Origin of the sequence: Flavobacterium aquiphilum, from assembly GCF_027111335.1 — a bacterium.
Classification (GTDB): domain Bacteria; phylum Bacteroidota; class Bacteroidia; order Flavobacteriales; family Flavobacteriaceae; genus Flavobacterium; species Flavobacterium aquiphilum.
Genome location: NZ_CP114288.1, coordinates 4,558,409 through 4,576,447 on the forward strand (window position 1 = coordinate 4,558,409; position 18,039 = coordinate 4,576,447).

At 36.1% G+C, this 18,039-nt stretch carries 17 protein-coding genes and 1 pseudogene; 2 read left to right on the forward strand and 16 right to left on the reverse strand.

Annotation, left to right across the window (positions count from 1 at the left end; translation table 11 throughout):
* Positions 1-92 precede the first annotated feature (92 nt).
* A complete protein-coding gene (locus OZP12_RS18460) occupies positions 93-335 on the forward strand; it encodes a hypothetical protein (protein ID WP_281226547.1) in 243 nt (80 codons plus the stop codon).
* A gap of 158 nt (positions 336-493) precedes the next feature.
* Positions 494-979, forward strand: coding sequence for a DUF4890 domain-containing protein (locus OZP12_RS18465; RefSeq protein ID WP_281226548.1), 486 nt, complete (start codon positions 494-496; stop codon positions 977-979).
* A 78-nt stretch (positions 980-1,057) separates the two neighbouring features.
* Here OZP12_RS18465 and OZP12_RS18470 read toward each other — a convergent pair whose 3' ends face one another.
* The 16 genes and pseudogenes from OZP12_RS18470 to OZP12_RS18545 all read right to left on the reverse strand — a co-directional run bounded on the left by OZP12_RS18470 (position 1,058) and on the right by OZP12_RS18545 (position 17,870).
* On the reverse strand, positions 1,058-1,309 hold the full coding sequence (locus OZP12_RS18470; protein ID WP_281226549.1) for a DUF6755 family protein: 252 nt from the start codon (positions 1,307-1,309) through the stop codon (positions 1,058-1,060).
* Positions 1,310-1,328: 19 nt separating this feature from the next.
* On the reverse strand, positions 1,329-1,844 hold the full coding sequence (locus tag OZP12_RS18475) for a Rieske (2Fe-2S) protein (RefSeq protein WP_281226550.1): 516 nt from the start codon (positions 1,842-1,844) through the stop codon (positions 1,329-1,331).
* An 11-nt stretch (positions 1,845-1,855) separates the two neighbouring features.
* Positions 1,856-2,425, reverse strand: a complete 570-nt coding sequence (locus OZP12_RS18480) for a 4Fe-4S dicluster domain-containing protein (RefSeq protein WP_281226551.1) — start codon at positions 2,423-2,425, stop codon at positions 1,856-1,858.
* Between the two features lie 16 nt (positions 2,426-2,441).
* Positions 2,442-4,658 (reverse strand): molybdopterin oxidoreductase family protein, encoded by a 2,217-nt coding sequence (locus tag OZP12_RS18485; RefSeq protein WP_281226552.1) that lies wholly within the window; start codon positions 4,656-4,658, stop codon positions 2,442-2,444.
* A 26-nt stretch (positions 4,659-4,684) separates the two neighbouring features.
* On the reverse strand, positions 4,685-5,734 hold the full coding sequence (locus OZP12_RS18490; protein ID WP_281226553.1) for an MFS transporter: 1,050 nt from the start codon (positions 5,732-5,734) through the stop codon (positions 4,685-4,687).
* A 427-nt stretch (positions 5,735-6,161) separates the two neighbouring features.
* Positions 6,162-7,823 (reverse strand): MFS transporter, encoded by a 1,662-nt coding sequence (locus OZP12_RS18495; RefSeq protein WP_281226554.1) that lies wholly within the window; start codon positions 7,821-7,823, stop codon positions 6,162-6,164.
* Between the two features lie 383 nt (positions 7,824-8,206).
* Positions 8,207-9,484 carry an alginate export family protein gene (locus OZP12_RS18500; protein WP_281226555.1) on the reverse strand — a complete coding sequence of 426 codons (1,278 nt, stop codon included), beginning with the start codon at positions 9,482-9,484 and terminating at the stop codon, positions 8,207-8,209.
* A gap of 10 nt (positions 9,485-9,494) precedes the next feature.
* On the reverse strand, positions 9,495-10,136 hold the full coding sequence (locus OZP12_RS18505; protein WP_281226556.1) for an SCO family protein: 642 nt from the start codon (positions 10,134-10,136) through the stop codon (positions 9,495-9,497).
* A gap of 165 nt (positions 10,137-10,301) precedes the next feature.
* On the reverse strand, positions 10,302-11,072 hold the full coding sequence (locus OZP12_RS18510; RefSeq protein ID WP_281226557.1) for a formylglycine-generating enzyme family protein: 771 nt from the start codon (positions 11,070-11,072) through the stop codon (positions 10,302-10,304).
* Between the two features lie 26 nt (positions 11,073-11,098).
* Positions 11,099-11,419 (reverse strand): annotated as a pseudogene (locus OZP12_RS18515) (c-type cytochrome); the annotation flags it as partial.
* An 85-nt stretch (positions 11,420-11,504) separates the two neighbouring features.
* Complete coding sequence (nirK, locus tag OZP12_RS18520; RefSeq protein WP_281226558.1) at positions 11,505-12,962, reverse strand: copper-containing nitrite reductase; 1,458 nt, start codon at positions 12,960-12,962, stop codon at positions 11,505-11,507.
* Between the two features lie 128 nt (positions 12,963-13,090).
* Complete coding sequence (locus OZP12_RS18525; RefSeq protein WP_281226559.1) at positions 13,091-13,333, reverse strand: cytochrome C oxidase subunit IV family protein; 243 nt, start codon at positions 13,331-13,333, stop codon at positions 13,091-13,093.
* Between the two features lie 2 nt (positions 13,334-13,335).
* Positions 13,336-13,917: a cytochrome c oxidase subunit 3 gene (locus OZP12_RS18530; protein WP_281226560.1), complete on the reverse strand. Its 582-nt coding sequence runs from the start codon at positions 13,915-13,917 to the stop codon at positions 13,336-13,338.
* Between the two features lie 197 nt (positions 13,918-14,114).
* Positions 14,115-15,080, reverse strand: coding sequence for a DUF438 domain-containing protein (locus tag OZP12_RS18535; protein WP_281226561.1), 966 nt, complete (start codon positions 15,078-15,080; stop codon positions 14,115-14,117).
* A gap of 142 nt (positions 15,081-15,222) precedes the next feature.
* Positions 15,223-16,998: a nitric oxide reductase activation protein NorD gene (locus tag OZP12_RS18540; RefSeq protein ID WP_281226562.1), complete on the reverse strand. Its 1,776-nt coding sequence runs from the start codon at positions 16,996-16,998 to the stop codon at positions 15,223-15,225.
* 80 nt (positions 16,999-17,078) lie between these two features.
* Positions 17,079-17,870, reverse strand: coding sequence for a CbbQ/NirQ/NorQ/GpvN family protein (locus tag OZP12_RS18545; RefSeq protein WP_281226563.1), 792 nt, complete (start codon positions 17,868-17,870; stop codon positions 17,079-17,081).
* Positions 17,871-18,039 lie beyond the last annotated feature (169 nt).

The following is an 18,039-nucleotide window of genomic DNA, read 5'->3' on the forward strand; positions in this document are numbered from 1 at the left end:
TTTTTAATTTACAATTAAAACTCTATTAATCAACCACAAACCAAAAAAATTCCCTCTATTATTTGTAATTTTACTATTCTAAATCATAAATTATGAAGACTTTAGAATTAAAACAAAAGATAATTGACAAACTAAGATCTGTCGATGATCTTCACTTGCTACAGCAAGTTTTGAATTTACTTCAACCTATCGATCCGAATGAAATTAAACACCTAAACGAAAACGAAATGGAAATGGCGAAAGAAATCGAAGAGGAAGATGGTATAATATTTGGAATTGATATTAACCACAAACAACCTGACGAAGACGATTCCGATTGGATTACTGAATTGTAAAACGAAACATGAAAACAGTTGATGATCTAATTTCGGAAACCGAATTTTACATTTCACAAAAAAGAGTTGAATAAACTAAAAAAATCATAATTTCTTTACAATGATTAAACTTTAATCAACATCATTAGTCTTACTATAAAAATTAAAAACTACTGACTATGAAGAAATTAATCACTGTTGCTTTAATTGCTATTGCAAGCATATCAACTTATGCGCAACAACAAAGACCTCAAAAACACGATGGAAATCCTATCGAAAAATTCACACCTGAACAACGCAATCAACTAATGCTGAAAAAAATGACATTAGAACTTGATTTGAATGCTTCTCAGCAAAAAGAAGTCAGCAAATTAATTGCGGAACAAAGTTCAAAAAGAGAAGCTTTGCTAAAAAACAGAAAAACTAAAACAGAAAAACCAACTTCTGATGAGATTTTTGAAATGAAAAGCAAAATGCTTGATGAACAAATCGAGACGAAAGCCAAAATGAAAAAAATTCTTTCTCCTGATCAATTTAAAAAATGGGATGAATTAAGAGCCCATCACCAAGACATGAGAGAAGACCACTTTCGTGAAATGAGAAATCATAACAATCACGGGATGAAAAAAAACATTAAACAAAAAGATAGCACTGCCACAAAATAGTTGTTATCAAAGATAAAAAGGGATCAACTCGATTATCAAGTTGATCCCTTTTTGTTTAGTTACTAAAACAAAACTTGTTTATTTCTTAGTATTCGTATTCCCTGTCGGCAAATAATAAAGCCAACCAAAACCGATCAAAAACAATATCAGAGAAGCAATAAACGCAGGAATTAGGATTTCCTTATTGTTATCTAAAGCATTGTTCAACGCAGCATACAACAACCAAATTTGAATACTAACATTTAGAATTAAAATAAAGATTAACGACGAAAGAATCGCGTTTAACTTATTAGGATTGGATTGGTTCTGACCTCTTCTAAAATTACTCATAACGAATTATTTTTTTGGTTTATCCTAGTTTTTCTTGATGAGTTGTAGCTTTTACATAGACGTCATTGTCTTTGAAAAATACATCCAGACTTGGCAAAGCTCTTGGCGGCGGCCCTCCTAACACATCTCCTGTTTTTGCATCAAATGATCCTTCGTGGCATGGACAATGAATAATTCCGGTCCCAGGCTTGTAAAAAACAGAACAGGAAAGGTGGGTACATTTCTGCTCATAAGCTTTAAACTCGCCCGTTTCCAGATGAATTAATATATACGGAATGGTACTGCCTTCGATTACAAAACCACGAGTTCCTCCCAATGGAACCTCTTCTTTTTTACATACAAAATGTTCTCCTTCGACTTCTTCTTTTGGAAACATATAAGCTTTGGCTGCAACTAAACCGCTACCAACCATCAATCCTCCTGAAACTAAAGTAAGGAATTTTGCAAAGTCTCGACGGCTAACATTAGTCGCTTGTTGTTTTTCGATTGGAAAATCTTTTTTCCAGTTTTTATTTAAATTATCTTCTTTAGACATGAGTGTATTCTTTAGTATATTATCAGTTCAGTACTTCCTTTTGGCATCATAATATTCACTTTGGTATTCACTGTTTCTTTACCAAATATGAACGTATTTACTGGAGTACTGTTAGGGCGCATTTCCTGAATTTCTTCTTTCGTACCATAAAACAAAGCACCGCTTGGACAAACTGTTGCGCACATTGGCTTTTTACCAACGCTGGTTCTGTCATAGCACATGGTACACTTCATCATCAAATCGTAGTTTTCCTCTTTTTTTGGTACACCAAAAGGACAAGCCATCACGCAATTGGAACATCCGATACATCTTTCTGTATTTGCTGTGTGCACAATTCCGAACTCGTCTTTCGAAATCGCATCGGCTGGACAAACATTCGCGCAAACGGGGTCATCACAGTGCATACATACCTGAACTGTTGTCTGTACAGTTGCTGCACGATCCACATAATTAACATGTATCATCGAGTCCTGACCGTTAGTCTCGCATTCGGCGCAAGCCAATTCGCAAGCTTTACAGCCAATACAGCGTTGCATATCTACAAAAAATTCTTCGTGTATATTAAAATTAGTATAATTCATTCTTTGCTTTTATAGATTAAACACTTGCATAAGCCGTCGATTCTTTTGCAGGAGGTGCTATTTCCCCAAGTGGTTCCAAATGACAGGCACAAACTTTGAATTCGGGTATTTTTGAAATCGGATCCAATGTCCCGGGTGTCAATTGGTTTGCCGATTTTTTACCTGACCAGTGATACGGAATAAAAACGGTATCTTCCCTGATGGTTTCTACAATATTTGCCGGAAAAATTCCTTCTCCCCTTCTCGTTGAAACACGAATTAATTCTCTTTGTTTAATGCCGTATTGTTTGGCTAAATTAGGATGGATTTCTACTAAAGGTTCCGGAAACTGATCTACTAATTTCCCAATTCTGCGGGTTTGTGTTCCACTTAAATATTGAGAAACCACTCGTCCGGTAGTCAAAATCACGGGATAATCCGCATCAGTAACTTCTCCCGGAAGCTTATACGGCGCTGGGTTAAAATGCGCTTTCCCATCAGGCGTTTTAAACTTTCTGTCTTCCCACAAACGTGGCGTTCCTGGATGACCTATTGTTGGACAAGGCCAAAAAACACCCATTTCATCTTCAATTCTTTGGTAAGTAATTCCGTAGTAATCGGCTGTACCACCTTTGGATGCCACACGCAATTCATTAAAAATTGCTTCGCTGCTTTCGTAGGTGAATTTATCTTTTACACCTAAACGTTTGGCGATTTCCAAGATAATAGAAGTATCTGTTCTGGCATCTCCCGGAGGAGTCACCGCCTGACGAATACGGATAACTCGCCCTTCGGCAGAAGTTGTAGTTCCTTCTTCTTCTTCCTGCAAAGAACCTGCTAAAACAATATCGGCGTGGCGGGCAGTTTCGTTAAGGAAAAAGTCGATACAAACGTAAAATTCCAATTTTTCTAAAGCCTCACGAACATAATTACTGTTCGGCAAAGAAACCAACGGATTAAAGCAAATGGATATTAACCCTTTGATTTCTCCTCTGTGAATGGCTTCGATAATTTCATAAGCAGACAAACCTTTACCCGGTAAATCTTTTTCATTTATTCCCCAAACATCCGAAATATATTTGCGGTGTTCCGGATTTTCTATATCTCTGTTTCCTGGCAATTGATCGCATTTATGACCGTGTTCTCTTCCTCCTTGTCCATTTCCTTGACCTGTAATGGTTGCATAACCACAATAAGGTTTACCAATTCTTCCTGTTGCCAAAACCAAATTGATACAGCCCAAAACATTATCTACTCCTTTGGAATGATGCTCAATTCCTCGTGCATGAAGCAGGAAGCTGGTATTCGCTTTACCCCATAACTCAGCTGCTTGCTGTATTTTTTCTTTTTTAATTCCGGTAACTTCTTCCGCCCATTTCAGCGTATTATCTTTTACTGCGTCTAAAGTTTCCTGAAATCCCGAAGTATGATTATCTATAAAATCATGATCCAGCATATCGTGATCTGCTAAATATTTCAACATGGCACCGTACAAAGCCGAATCGGTTCCGGGACGCACATCCAAATGAATATCGGCTGTTCTTGCCAACGGAATCATCCTTGGATCAATTACAATCAGTTTTGCTCCTCTGTCTCTCGCTTTCCAAATCCAGTGTGTTAATGTTGGAAACGTTTCACTGACATTGGCTCCAGCTACAATAATTACCTCAGCATATTCCAAATCAGAATAGTTATTCGAACCTCTGTCCAGTCCAAATGCTTTTTTATTTCCAGCACCTGCACTCACCATGCACAAACGCCCATTATAATCAAGGTTTTTTGTTTTTAAAGCAACTCTGGCAAATTTCCCAACCAAATAACTTTTTTCATTGGTCAATGAAACTCCCGAAAGCATCGAGAAAGCATCATTTCCATATTTTTCTTGAATACGTTGAATTTCTGAAACTGTTTTGCTCATTGCATCATCCCAAGAAGTTGGCACAAACCCTTGTCCTTCTACTCTTTTCAACGGACTTAAAAGTCGGTCCGGGTGATTATTTTGCAAATAACGCTGCACTCCTTTTGGACAAAGACGCCCTTCATTAAAAGGAAATTCCATCCATGGCTCAAACCCAACTACTTTATTTTCTTTTACAGACAATTGAATTCCACATTGCATTCCGCAAAAACAGCAATGGGTTTTGACCAACTCATCAGGTTCATCTCTTCCCTCGTAGCCTTCCTTTGGACTATAATTTTTATGAGGTCCAAAAAGCGAAACAATATTTTCTTCTGAAACAGGTAATTTTGCCATGTTTATATATTTTTTTGTCTTTAAAATTATCCAAATAAATTCCCCCCAGCCTGTCTTGCTCGCAAATGTGCTTGAGCCAATCGGGATCTTTTCCCTTCTGGGCTTAAATCTAAATGTGAACAGCCATCTTCCATCGAAAAGTCAAAACCTAATTCTTTGGTCACTATTTTAAGATCGTCGATGTGCAGCTTAGTGGCAAATTCTTCACCAGTATGGGGACAAACTGCCATTCCTTTTTTCATCCCTTGCTTCTTGTAAATATGAGCACCAATTTGTGCCGGACGCTGAATAATATGGAAAAACTTTCCAAACGGAATCCAAATCAAAAACATAATTACTGTTACTGCGTGCAATACCGCCAAAAAGTCGAAAGCAAAACCTTTCATAAATTGGTACGAATAAGTCAATCCCAATCCGGTAACCGAAATAGCTATCAATAAAATAAGTGGTAACAAATCACCTTCAAATGATTGTGAGGCAATCAAACCCGGATTTGTTAATCGTCTTCTCAAATAATATACTGAACCAAAGATCACCAAATAAGAAGACCAGTTCAATGCGTGAAATGTCAAGAATGCAGTAATCGAATCCAAATTAAAATCCATCACTTTGAAACCAAAGAAATGCGCTTCATAAACCGAAATAGAATTCGGAGCCATCGTAAAATGAATCCAACCAAACGTTAACGGAATAGTGATTAAAAAAGCAGAAGTGCAACCCACAGCAATCATAAAATGCGCCATCCAGCGGTATTTTCCCCTAGGATAAATAAATTTCTGAAACGCTATATTTTCAACTGTTTCCTTTGTAGCAAACCAAAAATGCGAAAACACTTTTCCAGTTACTAAATACGTAATTCCCCTCTTAAAATAAATCCAAGTTGGTGGTCTTTGCAACCACACGGTATAACGATAAACAATTCCAAAAAAAGCAAACAAAGTTCCGAATAAATAAGTAATCAGAGCCGCATCAAAATTCTGCAATTCCCTTGAGCCATAAAATACCAATACAATCATAAGTATTGAAAGTAATGTGGCAATGAGTAATGCTTTTATATTATATGTTCTGTTTTTCATTTTATTTTATGGTATTACGCGCTTACAATATGAATCGGCTTAATTCATTAAATTATTTCCAAAGCCTTATTTGCGGGAGCAAAATTAAGTAAAAAATAAAAATTAAGTAAAACTACTTAAGTATTTTTATTGAGTTCAAAACATTAAAATGTTAGAATTTTTAAACGAATCACTAATTTAAAACAAAAAAGGATTGATAGCTCTTAAATTATTATTTTTCTGCAGCAGAAACATTTGGCATTTTTAGCCAACCGCAATATCTTTTATGCCTCTTGCCTTTGGGCTAGACGGCATAAAAGGATATTTGCTCCCATCGAGCTAAGGATAAACAATTGTGATTTTTGGATTCAAAGTACCAAAAAAAGTATTCAAAAAATTTAAAAGACAAAGCTAAAGCTTAGAATTACTCCTTCAGTGTCATGTTATACTAACTTGGTCTTTCACATCCTTTACGGTTGTAAAACCACCAGTTGATGCTGGTAGCTAAGATCGTAAAAAGAATCAAGCCAATAAAGAATTGATTTACAGTACCATTTGCCGAAAGGTTATTTCCAATTAATTTAGAAAAGATAAAAGGTCCAAAAGCAGCAATCGCGGCAGTCCAACCAATCACACCAGCTGCCTGACGTTGGTTTTCAGAAAAAATGATAGGAAATTGTCTAAAAGTACCTGCATTCCCAATTCCTGTAAAGAAAAACATCGCCAAAATCACACCTACAAACAACGGAAACTGATCCATACTCGTAGGCGAAACCAATCCTTGGGTAATCAAAATAATGGCACCTGTCAAAATTCCGATTCCGGTGATGGTTGTCAATATCGCTCCTCCTATTTTATCGGCCACAAAACCAAAAGCGACTCTGCTGGCAGAACCAATCAGCGGCCCATAGAAAGCATAAACTAATGGATCCGGTGCATCTGGAAAATCGCCGTACAAATATTTTATCATCAAAGGAAAAGCTGCCGATAATCCTGCAAACGTTCCAAAAGTCATCAGATAAGTAATTGTACAATACCAAGTATGCTTGTTTTTAAAAATATCCATTTGTTCTTTTATGGAAGCCTTCATCGGAATGCTTTTTAAAAAAAACCAACTGATAAATGCCAAAACCAAAAGAAAACCAATGTACCAAAATGCAGCAGATTGAATATAGATGTTTCTTTTATTTACCGCATCATTTTTGGGGCTTATTTTGTTTAATATTTTTTCAGCTAATTTAGGATTTGCATTTGCAATCGCTTTAGATTTCTCATTGAGCGGTAATGCAGAAAAAATTTCGTGATTATCATTTGATTTTGTAGCCGCAATAACAGAATCCAACACTGGTTTCTTTACAGTAGCCAAAATTTTATTTTGCGTTTTGGCGTCCAAGGCCGCAAAAACTTCTTTTTGCTTTTCAACTGTTGAATCTGTTAAAACATTTTGTGTTTCCTTGGCATCGATACTTGTAAATACTGAAGTGGTCCCGTAAATACTAACACTCAAAATAATCGGAGTAATAAACTGAGCTAAACTAACTCCAAAATTTCCAATACCCGCTTGGATTCCCAATGCTGTTCCTTTTAATCTTTTTGGAAAAAATAGACTTGTGCTAGGCATAAAGGATGAAAAATCTCCGCCTCCAAAACCAGTGGTAATAGCCAAAAGAACAAATACCCAAAATGGAGTATTGGTATCCATTACCGCAAATCCGATTCCAATTGCCGGAATTAATTTTAGTAAAGTTGCCACAGTCACCACGTGCCTTGTACCAAAAATAGGCAGTATAAAAGTGTGGATTATTCTTAAAAATCCTGCAGCCAATCCAGGTATTGCCACCAACCAAAAAAGTTGATCTTTAGAAAACGGAAAACCAAGTCCAGGTAATTTCACCGCAATTACACTCATCATAAACCACGAAGCAAAGGAAAGTATTAATGACAAAGTTGTAATTGTCAAAGTTTTCCAAGCAATTTTACTACCTGTTTTTTTCCAAAACTCTTCATTTTCCGGTTCCCATTCTTTCAACCAAGTTTTTGAAAGCTCTTTTTGTGTTTCGTTTGATTCGTTTTCACGTTCCGCTTCTAATTTCTCTAAATAAGTCCCCATAACTTTATCTTTTTTAATTAAAAAATACTTTATTGATTGCGCTCATTCCCTTTTGTCAATCAAAGAATCATTCATCATCAACTATTCGTAACTTTCAGTCTACAATAGATTATCTATAAATCCCTTGATTAATCATAAACAAAGATAAATCAGTCTTTTATCCTTAAACATGATAAATATCAGCATCTCAAAATATTCTTAAACAAATATAAAGCAATTTATTAACAGAAAAAACCTCTCTTTACAGACTAAAAATCCTGCAAAGAGAGGTTTTCTTGAAACCGAACTAATAATTATAGGGTCTGTTATTTCAAAAGTCCAACAATATTTGAACAAAATGGAACACAAAACGGCATTATACTAATTTCAAAATTCAATTAGTACTATTTTTTAAAGGAAAATATTTGGGGATTAACGTTCACACATAACCAACCCCAATTATTGGTATGATCTACATCGCCACCTTTCAATCTTTGCATCGTATCAGTCGCAAACATTTGAGAATAGCCGCCTGTAATATTTATAAACTTGTGAACAGCATAACCAGCAGTAAAATCGATTTCAGTACCAAGATAGTTGTCCATTTTGTTTCCGCCAGCATCCAAAACCGTATTGGCCGCATTAAACATATGAGGCAATAAAGCGAACTGCCATTTGTTTACGTTATAACCAAATTTCAAAAATGCATCTTGAAGTCCCACCGAATTTCTAAAATTCCCGACATAGAAATAATCCATATAACCATTAAATCCATGATTAGTTCCAAAAAGAGGATAAAACGATTTTATATCAGTACTTTTATCTGTTTGGCTTTTTCCGGAAAGGAATTCATAACCAAAACCCGCTTTGAACTTTTCAGTAAAAGCATAATTAAAATTAAGGGCTGCATCAAAAGCACTTACACTATAAGTATTATTTTTCCCAGTTTGTCCGTAAAACCAAAGGTTACCGTCCCAAGATTTACCTTTGGAATTCATATATGTTCCAAAAGTTTGCATATAATCCACTTTTAATTCAGGTGTCGGTGTTGGGATTGGTGCAACTAGTTTATTTTCATAACCGGTATTCAAAAATAACAGGCTCATGTTTAATTTCCCTAACTCTGTATGATACCAGCCATATTGCATGGATTTATAATTGGCTACTGTGTATGGTGTCGCAATATCGGTTTCAGCAAGTGCACTATAAGAGAAGCCAAGATCCAGTTGGCTTTTATTCTTTTTATAAGTAACCAATGCAGCATCATGACTTTGTGCCTGCATACCCCAATCGCCTTCCCCCAGAATACGCTGATTGTCGTATGAAATTACCTGACGACCTAAACGGGTACTCCATTTTTCGTTAAAATTATATTGCGCCCATGCTTCAAATACCTGAATGCCGTTTGCATCCGCTTTTGCATTAGGAGCAACATCTCCCCATACTCGAACATTTTGCATAGAAAACTTGGTAACAAATTTATCCTGTTTAAAATTCAAACTCAAACGCGTTCTTGACGAAATAAACTGACCAGGTGTTTCTCCATAAGGAATTGGGGCTTTATACCCATTTCTGAATTCGTAACGGGGTTTAATTTGTAAATTGGCATCAAATTCTTGGGCAAAAACGTTCTTACTGGCCATAAGTACTACTGCCAGTACCATAATTTTAAATAGCTTCATTTAGTGAAATTTAATTTAGTTTAACCGCTTCTTCTGTTATTTTTTTGATGGTTTCATCGGAGTTTACCCCTAATCCTTCCTGTTGATAAGCCAACTCTCCTTCAGCATTGAAAACGCTTATAATATTGGAATGGGAAAAATCCATCGGGGATATTTTTTTATAATTAACAGCCAAAACTGCTGCAAACTCTCTCGTATTTTCTTCTGTCGAACGCAAAAAAAGCCACTGGTCACCTTCCATTTTATTAGCAATAGAGAATTCTTTTAATCGTTTTGGCGTGTCCGTTTGGGGATCAATACTGATTAATACTAATTTCACATGCTCCTTGATATTGTCAGGCAAACGAGACTCAATATTTCGCATATCGGCAACTAAACGTGGACAAGCAGCTTTGCAGGAAGTATAAATCATAACCATTAGCAATACTTTGCCTCTCAAATCCTTCATTTCAATATTTTGCCCATTTTGAGTGGTCCATTTGGAAGGCAAATTGTAAATTGACAAATCAGAAATAGGTTTGTCTTTATCAACAACTTCTTTTTTATTACAACCTTGAACAGCAAAAAAAAGTGCAAAAATAGACAAAACAAGTAAACAAGAAAGTCCTTTTTTAAGGATTTCTTTTCGTTTTTGGGTTAATTCTAATTTCATATATGTAAAAGTTATTTTTAAGCGGTCATATATGTTATCGCCTTTTTTTATCAGTGTTTATCTCACAATATTTTATTTTCATCGGTGTTCGATGATTTTCAATTGCTTGCGCAAACTTGTTGTTAATGACGATTTCATTTTGTTTGGTTTTGGTAAGGTTCGAAGCTATTTATCTTGAGCGCATCGGAACCCTAAATTTTTTGTAGTGTAACTTGCTTTCAGACTACCTCTAAAAGCATAACGCATAAACGCGGCGTAGTTCATCAAATCGGTCGCATTAACCGATCCGCTTCCGCAAAAGAGATTCTTATCAGTGTCTTTATCTTTTCTGGATTCACCCGAAAGAAAAATACTGTTGAAATCGGCTGTCCATTCCCAAACCAAGCCGTGCATATCATAAACTCCCCAATAATTTTTGAAGGTCTGACCAACCGGATTCGCATAGGTTTTTGGCTTTTCGTACCAAGACAAAATGTATTTATTAAATTCTTCTTTGGTACGCGCATCCGATCTTTTTTCATCGGCCATAGCCACATACTCCCATTCGTCCATAGTGGGTAATCTTTTACCCTGGCATTCACAATATTTCTTGGCGGAAAACCAGGAAACATTGGTTACAGGAGCATTACTCAGATTATTTTTTCCGTAGTTAAAATCACTTTCCCATTGGGTTAGATAACTTTTATCGGCATATAATCCTTTCATTTTTGAACGGCTGTATTCGGGATATTTTTTAACAAATGCCAGATATTGCGCATTCGTTGCCGGATACACATCCAATTTAAACGGAGCTACTTTGACCGGTTTTTTGGTAGTGGCTCCATAAAGGGGAACAAAAGTCCCCCCTCCTATGGATGCCATTTTGGTATCTTGAGCAAAAAGAATACAATTTACCAACAATATAAAGATGGTTACTATTTTTTTTAATTGGAACATTGCGATTCTTTTTGCTTTCGTATTTATTATTTTCTTTGGGCTTTCACCATTGCTACGGTAACTACTTTTTTACTGTTACCCCAACTTGAATATACATAAGTAAGTACATCAGCAATTTGCTGGTCAGTCAAAGGCTGCGCAGGCATAGCAGTAGTGTATTTTTTTCCGTTTACAGTTATTGGGGCAGTTGACCCTTTAATAACTTGTTTAATGGCTCGGTCCACATCGGCATTTAAGTAATCCGATTTTGCCAATGGTGGAAAAGCACCCGGAACTCCAGCTCCTGTAGCCTGGTGACAAGCGATACAGGTTTTAGCATAAACGCCTTTACCTTTGTTTACATCTTGGCTAAAACCTTTCAGACTTAATCCAATTAATGCGATTCCTAAAATGTATTTTTTCATGACTTATAAATATTTAAAATTGTGTTTATTATTTTCTTTGTGCTTTTACCATTGCTGGTGTAATTACTGTTTTATTATTGCCCCAACTGCTGTAAACATAAGTTAGAACATCTGCAATTTCGTCGTCTGATAGATTTTGACTTGGCATTACGCTATTTATTTTCTGACCATTTACTGTAATCTCACCGCTCAATCCTCTCATAACAATTTGGATGGCTCTCTTAGGATCGGCATTCAAGAAATCTGATTTTGCCAATGGAGGAAAAGCATGCGGCACACCTTGTCCTTCGGATTGATGACAGGCAAAACATGTTGTCCCGAAGATCGCTTTTCCTGACTTAATTTGCTCAGGCAATGTTTTTGCAACTGTTGATTTTGCTTCTTTTTTTCCTTCGGGCATATTTTGGACATTTCCGCCTTCAGGCAAATAAATCCCTTCCTGAGTAGTTCCTGAGTAGATTTTTTTGTTTTCTTCACCGGTTACTTTCAACATTCCCAAAGCTCCTTTATTGAACGCTCTGAAAATGGAGTGATCCACCAATATAAATGTTCCCGGAACATCCACTTTGAATTCTACAATTGCAGAACCACCCGCCGGAATCATAGTAGTTTGAACATTTTTATTAATCGCGTCACCTCCTTCGATATGTACTTTATCAAATATCTCTCCAATTACGTGGAAAGAAGAAACCAAGTTAGGCCCACCATTACCCATATAGATACGAATAGTTTCTCCAACTTTGGCAGTAAGAGCGTTGTCTCCCGCAATTGATCCCACTTTACCATTGAAAACTACATAATCAGGCTCTTCTTTCAAAGCTTTGTTCATATCAAATGGCTGAACTCCCTGCTCTCCATAAGCTCCTTTAGTGTAGAAATCACCTTGCATTACGTAGAATTCTTTGTCAACAGGTGGCAAACCTCCTTCTGGTTCTACAAGAATCAATCCATACATCCCGTTTGCAATATGCATACCAACAGGCGCAGTAGCACAATGGTAAACATATAACCCAGGATTTAGTACTTTAAAATTAAATACTTTTTCATGTCCAGGAGCCACAATAGACGAAGCTGCTCCTCCTCCTTGTCCTGTCACCGCATGCAAATCGATATTGTGTGGTAATTTATTATCCGGATGGTTTTTTAAGTGAAACTCCACTTCGTCACCCACTCTGGTTCTGATGAAACTTCCCGGAACAGAACCTCCAAATGTCCAATACACATATTTGGTTCCGTCAACCATTTCACCTTCTTGCTCTTTGATCTCCATGTTTACAACCAATTTCATCGCAGGACGATCACCAACTGGTTTTGGTACCATAGGCGGAGCTGTAAGTTCTGCTTCTTTTTGTCCTTCAACTTTTATTTTTTCATAATAATCAGCATTTTTATCTTCCTTTTTTTCACAAGAAAAAATGCTAAATGCAGCAAGCAACGCAAATACTTTTACGCCATAAGACCTGCTAAAATTGATGTTCTTTTTCATTTTATTTATAGGGTTTAGATAGTTTTACTTAATTAAGGACATTCATGTCTTTTATAGTGTAAAAATAGAATAAGCCTTACTGAAAAATTATGATAAATATCATGTTTCTTAACTTTTATTTAAGAATGCTATTTTAAAGAAACAATCACAATTACAAACAATAACAAGGTCAGCATCAAGCTGATTTTCCAAAACGAATGTGCTTTCTTTAACTCCATAAAGTGAAAAGCAACCAACAAAAATTTAAAAGTGGCAAAAATTAGTATTAAAATTCCAACAACTCCAGAAAAAGCTTTTAGCCCTGAAATACAAGCAGTTGTAATGGTTAATAAAAGTAATAAAATAAAGACTAAAATTAAGTTTTTTTTCATTTTTAAAAAAATAAATAAAGTATAGGAAACAATAGCAGCCAAATCAAATCACACATGTGCCAAAAAGAAGCGCTTGCTTCAACATCTTCAATTTTGGTATCAGAATCTTTTTTAACCATTCCGTAATTTGTCCAGCCCAAAATGACCAAACCAATAATCACATGAATGACATGAAATCCTGTTAACAACCAATAAAAAGTGTAAAACATATTGGTATCCAATGAAATTCCGCTTTCTATTTTGTGATAATATTCTACACTTTTAAGAGCAAGGAACAAAAAACCTCCCAACATTGTCCATTTAAAAAATGCAGATGATTTTTGAATTTCATTCTCTTTAAAATAGTGTACCGCATTGGCCATAAAAAAGCCGCTAGTCAATAAAAAAACGGTATTCACTGCTCCAAAAACAGTATTCAATTCCATTCTGGACTGATGAAACACTGCTGTGTTCTCACTTCCGTAATACACAAAGGCAACCAATGCCATCCCGAAAGTAATCAGCTCCAGAAAAATGATTATCCACATCAGGATACCTCCAGGGGGATAATAGATGTTTTTGTAGTTTATTTTTAAGGTTTCCATTTGATTTTAGATTGAAGATTAACTATTTTAGATTTATGATTTTGTGGTAAACGATAGAGAAATGATAAAAGATTTTAGATATTGAAAAACGAAGTCGATTATTTCAGCTTTCTCTTTTGTGGATAATGGTAAAAAAACTAATCTTTCTGCTCCAAAATCAGAAATCAAAAATCGTTAATCAAAAATCAGAAATCTTTTCACTCCCAATCCAACAACCTTTTTTCACCTTCAATTTTCTTGATATCTGTAATATCTTGCGACATTTCGATTACGCCTTTGTAGTTTTTATTGGCGTCCCTTACGGCAAAATAGCGGATGTAAATCAGACGTTCTTTATAATTGATCCAAAAAGAAGATTCGTTTTGGGTTCCTTTTCTAAATTCTTCTAAAATTTTGAGAACTGTTCCCACACTTTTTGGAGGATGACAAAATTTTACTTCACGGCCGATGATTCCAGCGCTTCTTGGAAACACACGCTCTTCGCCTCGGTTGTAGAAAATCACTCGGTCATTTTCATCTACATAAGTCAAATCCACCGGCATCGTTCTAAAAAGCAGATTCACCTGCTCAACAGTCATATACCCTTCATCAAAATGTGATTTATTATCTAATGAAAAAGGTAATTCTCTCACAGTAAAATCTTCGCTCGGATGTATGTATTCTACTTTTGGGAAAGTTGGAGGCTCTTGAGACAGCATCCAGCCAATTTCTTCTTCGCCTTTGCGCATCTCAATCCAATCCTTATCGGTAAGAATATCCAATGCATTAGGAAACAAGACGTTTTCTTCAACGCCAAGCAATCTATGAATTCCATCTATCAAAAATGGAGTATTGGCTCCAACTCTTTCTGGATTATTCATTTTGAGATAATACTGAATCAAACGAAATTGTTCTCTCAAGTTATCATGGAAAGACCACATTCCCTGAGACGGACCAACCCAGCCTTTCTTTTCCAAAAAAGGAAAAAGCTGATTTTCTTTTCGCGCAAAACGTTTCTCTATAGTAAGCAACTGATTGAAGATATTCATGTATTTTGGTAAATCAATCAGCGGGTTAACGCTTTTCATCTCTTTCAAAAGAGACTCTATTAATTCTTTTTCCTGAAAGTAAGTCCATACTGGATGACCTTCCGGCAATTCTAGTGAGGGAATTGTTTCTGTCATTTCATTTTTCATTTTGAACCATTTCTATTTTTTTTGCCATTAAGACATTAAGAAAATTAAGTTGTTTTGTCCTCTAAAAACTTTTGAAACTCATCTTAATGAAACAAACGCCTTAATGGCTGGTTAAAAAAAATGGTTAGGGTTATTTTTGGTGTTTTATCTTTTCATATAATTTCACTAACGATTGCAATAACTCAACGGGAGTCGTTAAAATCTGATAGTGGTTTTGACCGAACATTTGTGGCAGATAATATTTGGCTTCGGCCTCGATGGCCAATGCATACGAATTAATGTTTTTTGAATTGAGTTCACGAAGGGCTTGTTTTACGTCATTGATTCCGTATTTCCCTTCGTATTTATCATAATCATTGGGTTTTCCGTCCGAAATTAAGATGACCCATTTGTTTTTCGTGCTTCGTTTATCGAGTCGTGCTCCCGCATGGCGCAAAGCTGCTCCTATTCGAGTGTATCCGCTAGGTTCTACCGCACCCACTTTGTGCTTGGCACTGTTCCAATTTTCGTCAAAATCTTTGATCGTTAAATAAGTCGAATAATTTCTGGTTTTGGAATAAAAACTGTCAATCGAAAAATCGATATTGAATTCGTTTAATATTTCCCCAAACAAAATAGAAACTTCTTTTTCTACATCGATCACACGGTTGCCGGCTGCGTAGCCATCGCTTGAAAGACTGATATCTAACAGGATCAGAATCGACAAATCTTTTTCTTTTTTTCTATTCGAAATATAAATTTTATCCGAAGGCGTTCTTCTCGAATGAACATCAACATACAAATCGGTGATGGCATCAATGTCGAATTCATCACCTTGGGTCTGGCGTTTTTGTTGTTGCATCTTATTATTGACATTGGTCAGCATCTTGCGCAAGCCCATCAATATAGAAGCATTCTTGGCGATTGTTTTTTTGTAATAATCACTATCAGTCTTTAACTGCAGTTTTGGATATACTTTACAAAAATTTTCTTTGTAACTGTTTTTAGTAAAATCCCATTCATCATAACTGTGGTGAAAACCTTTTTCATCTACCGAAGCACTCTCGGAAATGGTTGTGTTTTCCATAAAATCAGCTTGATAAACCGAATGTGCCGAGTCGTCCACACGAACGGTGAATTTCATATTCAATTCATCCAATGCGTCCTGATGGTCTTCCAATTCATCAGATCCATCAAAATCACGCCAATTTCCATTGAATTCCTGAGCAGTTTCTACTTTTTCAAAATTATGCAGCATCACATAATCCTCTTGTTGTTTTTTGTCGACTTCAACAGTCATTACTTCTTCAACAGCTTTTGCTTTAAGCGTAGTTAAAGGCTGAATTTCATTCGGTTTTTTAGCTTTATCCGAGAAATTTTGAAGTTCGTTTTCACTCTCAACAACCGCTTCATTTTTCATCCATTTGCCAAAAAGCCACGAAAAATCAGGTCCTTTTTTAGCATCTTGTTTTTCGATAAAATGTTTTTTGGCTTCCGCCAAAAATTGTTCATCAATAGAAAATTCCTTAAACAAAATCGCTAGGATTTCTTCGGAAGTCTCCAATGCTCTTTGTTGCGAAACAGCCAAATCTGGTTCCGCTTCATCTGCCGTCCAATTGAAATTCAAACGGTGTTGCACACTTAAATACAGCACTCTAAAATGATAAAAAGTAAGATTCTCTTCCAGAGTGGGGAATTCGGAAAACGAAATTGGAAGAAAGAAGTTATTGTTTTTATAGCCTCCTTCTCTTTCAGCAGGAAATATTTCAATAGGATTCCCTGTCAAAGCACGAGCCATAATTGTAAGACGAGGTTTTATGGCTGCAAGCGTAACCGTTCTGGCTTCTATTTCAGGGCTTATTTTCTTTCTGTTTTTTAAATGCTTAAAAAACTTCCCTACCAAGTATTCATCTATCTCGAAACCCATTTTTTTTATTTTTTTCAATATCGGCACTATGGTACGGACAACTCGCGAGTTGTCCCTACATGTGAATTGTCCCTACGGTATTATATCATCAAATTGCACAAATCCTTCAGTGCTTCCAATGTTTGTAAATCATCTGTCAACGGCTCAACAATCGCCACATGAACAGCTAATCTCTTTGGCAATCCGCTGTGAATAATTTTGGCAGCATCAACCAAAAGTCGTGTCGAAACCGTTTCGGTCAATCCTAATTCGGTTAAGTTTCTAATCTTGTTACCTATGGCTACCAGTTTTTTGGCAGTATCATTGTCAATATTTGTCTCTGCAACCAAAATTTCGGTCTCAATTTTCGGTTCCGGATAATCAAACGAAACAGCAATAAACCTTTGGCGTGTAGAAGGTTTCAGTTCCTTAAAACCTCTTTGATAACCTGGATTGAAAGAAGCAACAAGCATAAAATCCTCATGCGCTTTGATTGTTTCCCCTAACTTGTCTATATACAGTATGCGTCGATGATCGGTCAGTGAGTGGATCGCCACAATCACATCGGGACGGGCTTCGGCCACTTCATCCAAATAGATAATCGACCCATTCTTTACAGCAGTAGTTAAAGGGCCATCAAGCCAAACCGTTTCCGCTCCTTTGATGATAAATCGGCCAATCAAATCGGTTGAAGAAGTTTCTTCATGACAACTGATCGTAATCAGATTTCTTTCGAATTTATGCGCCATATACTCCACAAAACGGGATTTACCGGTACCTGTGGGACCTTTCAGCAGAAAAGGGATTTTATTTTTATACGAATGTTCAAAGATTTCTACTTCTTTGCCTACTGCATGGTAATAAGGGGCGCTTATTAAAGTATCTGCTAACATATTTTTTATTTTTTTGAAAAAACCGAAACGTGAAACAAAAGTTTCTATGGAAATGGAAGTTCAAAAAACAGTCATCTCAACGTTCCGGTTAAAAGGAAATCTGAATTAGTAAGTCGTTTATATTATTTTAGTAATTAGTCGATAGTGATCAGCACTTTGGGGACATCAA